The 3,755-nt window shown below is 77.7% G+C and carries 3 protein-coding genes and 1 pseudogene; all 4 read right to left on the bottom strand.

All coding sequences use genetic code 11. From position 1 onward, the window contains the following. A pseudogene (locus tag AB0O00_RS32340) lies at positions 1-831 on the bottom strand (cytochrome P450); the annotation flags it as partial. Continuing rightward, the gene (locus AB0O00_RS32335; RefSeq protein ID WP_363657858.1) at positions 828-2,297 is read right to left on the bottom strand and encodes a class I adenylate-forming enzyme family protein; all 1,470 of its coding nucleotides are present in this window, start codon (positions 2,295-2,297) and stop codon (positions 828-830) included. The gene AB0O00_RS32335 and the pseudogene AB0O00_RS32340, both read right to left, overlap by 4 nt. A 64-nt stretch (positions 2,298-2,361) precedes the next feature. Then, positions 2,362-3,099, bottom strand: coding sequence for a glycosyltransferase family 2 protein (locus AB0O00_RS32330; protein ID WP_363657856.1), 738 nt, complete (start codon positions 3,097-3,099; stop codon positions 2,362-2,364). A gap of 77 nt (positions 3,100-3,176) precedes the next feature. Next, positions 3,177-3,755 (bottom strand): 3-oxoacyl-[acyl-carrier-protein] synthase III C-terminal domain-containing protein (locus AB0O00_RS32325; RefSeq protein ID WP_363657854.1); only part of this gene is annotated, 579 nt, incomplete at its 5' end.

The following is a 3,755-nucleotide window of genomic DNA, read 5'->3' as shown; positions in this document are numbered from 1 at the left end:
GTGCCGGGCGACCAGGACCAGCCGGTCGCCGGCCCGGACCGGGTGGCCGGCCACGGTGGCGTCGGCGGCGGCGACCCGGGGGAGCAGGGGTGACGGGGCGGTCAGGCGCAGGAGTTCGGCGGCCAGGTGGGGGGCCGTCGTCTCGTCGACCTGCGGCCAGAGTCCGGCGTCCGCACACCAGGCGACGGCGCGGGGGACGGCGGCCAGGGTGGTGTTCACGGCCGCGACGGCGAGCATGGCGTCCTGTGGGTCGGGGAGCAGGGCGGTGAGCCGGGCGGCCTCGGCGGTACCACCCGTAGGGCGGCGCGGTCCGGGGAGGTGTTCGCGGGCCGTCGCTGCCGCCGTATCCCGTGCGGCCTGGGCGAGTTGGTGCGGACAGGCGTCGGTGCCGGTGAGGGCGGCAGCGGTGACGCCCGCCAACTTCGCAGTGAGGCCGACGAGTTCGAGCGGTCCGGTGGCGAGGGCAGGCACGGTGTCGGCGAGCACCGACTGCCACAGCGGGCGGATCTGTTCCTGCGCACCGGAGTTGAGGCCGCCCGCCACCGCCCGCCGGGCGGCCCGGTGTTCGTCGCCGTCCTGGTCGAACAGCAGCCCGCCGTCGGTGAGCCGGGCCGCCGCCCCGCCGGTGGTGCCGGTGGCGGTGCGGTCGAGCGGCACGCGGGTGAGCGCCTCGCGGTAGGCGTCGGTGCCGTGCACCAGGACCGTCCGGCCGATCCGGACCACCGGGCGGCGGCGGGTGGCGCAGAGCACGGCGAAGAGCACGGGGTGGCTGTGCAGGTAGACGCGGCGGTCGCGGCGCCGGGCGGCAGCCGAGGCGGAAGGGTCGATCACGTCGCCAACTCCCGTGCGCAGTAGGCGGATGCGGCGGCCCGGTCGGGCTTGCGGGAGCGGCCGGCGAGCGGGACGTTGCCGAACAGGACGGCGTCCGGACGGGCGGAGCCCATGCGGTCGAGCGGGCCAGCCAGCGCGGCGCGCACCCGCTGTGCGTCCGCTCCGGGCGCGGGCTGCACGAGGGCGACCAGCCGTTCGTCGCCGTCGCCGTCCGCAACGCCCACGAGCAGGGCGAGTTCGACGCCGGGGACGTGCAGCGCGGGTTCGTACAGGCCCGGGTAGATGTTCTCGGCGCGGCGCAGCACCATGTCCTTGAGGCGGCCGGCGAGCACGATCCGCCCGTCCGGGGTGAGGGCCGCGCGGTCGCCGGTGCGGATCCACGGGTCGGGCTCCTCGCCGAGGTAGCGGTGGCGGGCGCCGGGGCCGGTGAGCAGGAGTTCGCCGTCGGCGGCGAGGCGGGTGCGGACGCCGGGCAGCGGGGCGCCGACGAGGTCGCCGTCGGTGTCGTGGGCGCTCTTCTCGGCCTCCTCGACGGCGGCGGCCGGGAACAGTTCGGTCAGCGCGTAGACGCTCCACGCCTCCTCCGCCCCGGCCTGCTTGACCCGGCGCAGCAGCGCGGCGTCGGCGGGTGCGGAGCCCGTCCAGACCCGGCCGGTGAAGCGGGCCCCGGCGGCGAGCGCGGTGCGCAGCTGGGGCGGGGTGAGGTAGGTGTGCGCGGGTGCGAGCCGGGCCAGTTGGCGGGCCAGCGTGGCGGGCCTGCGGGCCGGGAGGGCGACGGTGGCTCCGGCGGCGAGGGCGGGCGCGAGGACGAAGAAGGTGCCGCCGAGGACGGTCGTCCCGGGGCGCGGCGCGACGAGGCCGGCGACGGTGTCCAGCCCGGCGGCCAGGCCGGCCCGGGTGTGGACGACGGCGCGCGGGCGGGCGGTGGTGCCGGAGGTGAAGACGATGACGGCGTCGCCGTCGCCGTCCTGGCGCCCCGGTGGCAGCGGGGCGGTGGCGGGCCGGAGCCGGGGCGCGCAGCCGGGCGCCCTGCGGCCGAGGGTGGCGACCGGGCCGAGGGCGGCGAGCCGGGGCAGCGCGAGGTCGGCGCGGCGGGCGAGCGGGCGGGCCCAGCCGGCGACGGCCTGGGCGGCGGCGTCGGCGAGGATCAGGTCGGGCCGGGCGAGGCCGAGCCGGGCGGCGAGCACGTCCGGTCCCGCGGTCGGGTCGAGGACGGCGGTGCGCAGGCCGAGCCGGTGCGCGGCGAGCAGCACGGCGAGCGCGCGCGGTCCCGGCCGGACGGCGACGCCGACGGTGGCGCCGGGGGCGAGGCCGCGGGCGTGCAGCGCTGCGGCGTAGCCGTCGGCGAGGTCGGCGAGTTCGCCGCGGCGGATCGCGGTGCGGGTGGCGCCGGTGCGGGTGTGGTGCAGCACGGCGGGGCGGTCGGGGCGGTCGGTGCGCAGGGCGTGGGCGAGCCGGTCGAGCACGGCGGTGTCCTCCAGGGTGCCAGCGGACGGGGTGTCGGCGGACGGGGTGCCAGCGGACGTCGTGTCAGCGGACGTCGACGGCGCGCGGGCCTGCGCCGCGCTCCAGGTACCAGCGGGCGGTGCCGAGGACGCCGTACGCGCGGATCCGGCGGGTGGAGTTCTGGACGACCATGTCGCGGCGGCGGACGATCGCGGTGGTCTGCCGGCGGACCAGGTTGAGGAATGCCCGGTCGGTGGGCGAGGGGCGGCGCGGCATGCCGCCGACGGCCTCGTAGAGCTCGGCGGTGATCGCCATGTTGTTGCCGGCGTGCATCCGGTACGGCGCGAGGTAGCCGTGCCGACGGTGGTGGGCGGGCCGGATCCGTCCGAAGAACGCACCGAGCGCGACCAGCACCAGGAACACCGCGCGCCCGGCCGGTCCGTGCTCGTCGCGCCGGGCGGTGACCCGGCCGCAGACCAGCCCGCCGGAGGCGAGCAGTCCGGCGCGGGCGGCGGCCGTCCAGCGGGGTTCGGGCAGGCAGTCGGCGTCGGTGCGGGCGAGGAGCGTCGCGCCGTGCGCGATGGCGTACCGGAAGGCGGTGTCGACCGCCGAGCCGACGCCCTTCTCGGGTTCGACGAGCACGTCGACGGGGAACGGCGCGTCGGCGGCGAAGGCGCGGACGGCGGCCACGGTGCCGTCGGTGGAGCCGTTGTCGGCGACGAGCAGCGTGAAGTCCCGGTCCCACTGGGCGGCGAGGGCGCGCAGGACGCCGCCGATCCGGGCCTCCTCCTGGTAGGCGGGCACGATCACCCAGAGAGTCACATGCGCCCGCCTCGCTTCGCTTCGGCAGGGGCATGCGCCCAAGTCGCACCTCCTGATGGTGAGTTCGCTTCGCTCGCTCACGACGCCTCCCAGACCATGGTCATGAGGCTGACGCCGCCGCCGAGGCCGATCAGCAGCACCTTGTCTCCTGGCACCAACTCGCCGTGTATCCGGTCGAGTTGGAGGCCGAGCGTGGCGCTCGCGAGGTTGCCGAGCTCGGGCACGGTGAGCACCAGCTTCCCGGCCAGCACCCCGGTCAGCTCGACGAAGCGGTCCAGGTACGGGACGGTCACCTGGTGCACCAGCACCCGGGCGTAGTCGTCCCAGCCGAGGCCGGTGCGGGCCGCGACCCGGGCCAGGACGGCGGGGCCGATCCGCTCGAAGATCCCGCGCAACTCCTTGCCGCCGCCCCGGAAGTAGGTGTGCTCGTCGCCGCGCGGGTGCCGCGAGCCGCCGCCGGGGATGCCGCCGGCCGTCCAGTGCTCGGAGGCGGTCTCGGTCTCGACGTCGAGGATGCCGCCGCGCTCGACCGCCTCCACGACGACGGCCGCCCCGGCGTCGCCGAAGGTGTAGCCGGCGAAGCCGTCCCGGAGGTCGGCGGGGGCGGTCGGGTTGCGGGGGCTGCGCCGGGGGGGCGGGTGGGCGGGGTGCCCCAC

This window comes from Kitasatospora sp. NPDC093558 (assembly GCF_040683475.1).
GTDB lineage: Bacteria > Actinomycetota > Actinomycetes > Streptomycetales > Streptomycetaceae > Kitasatospora.
This window is presented reverse-complemented; position numbering and strand designations above follow the sequence as displayed.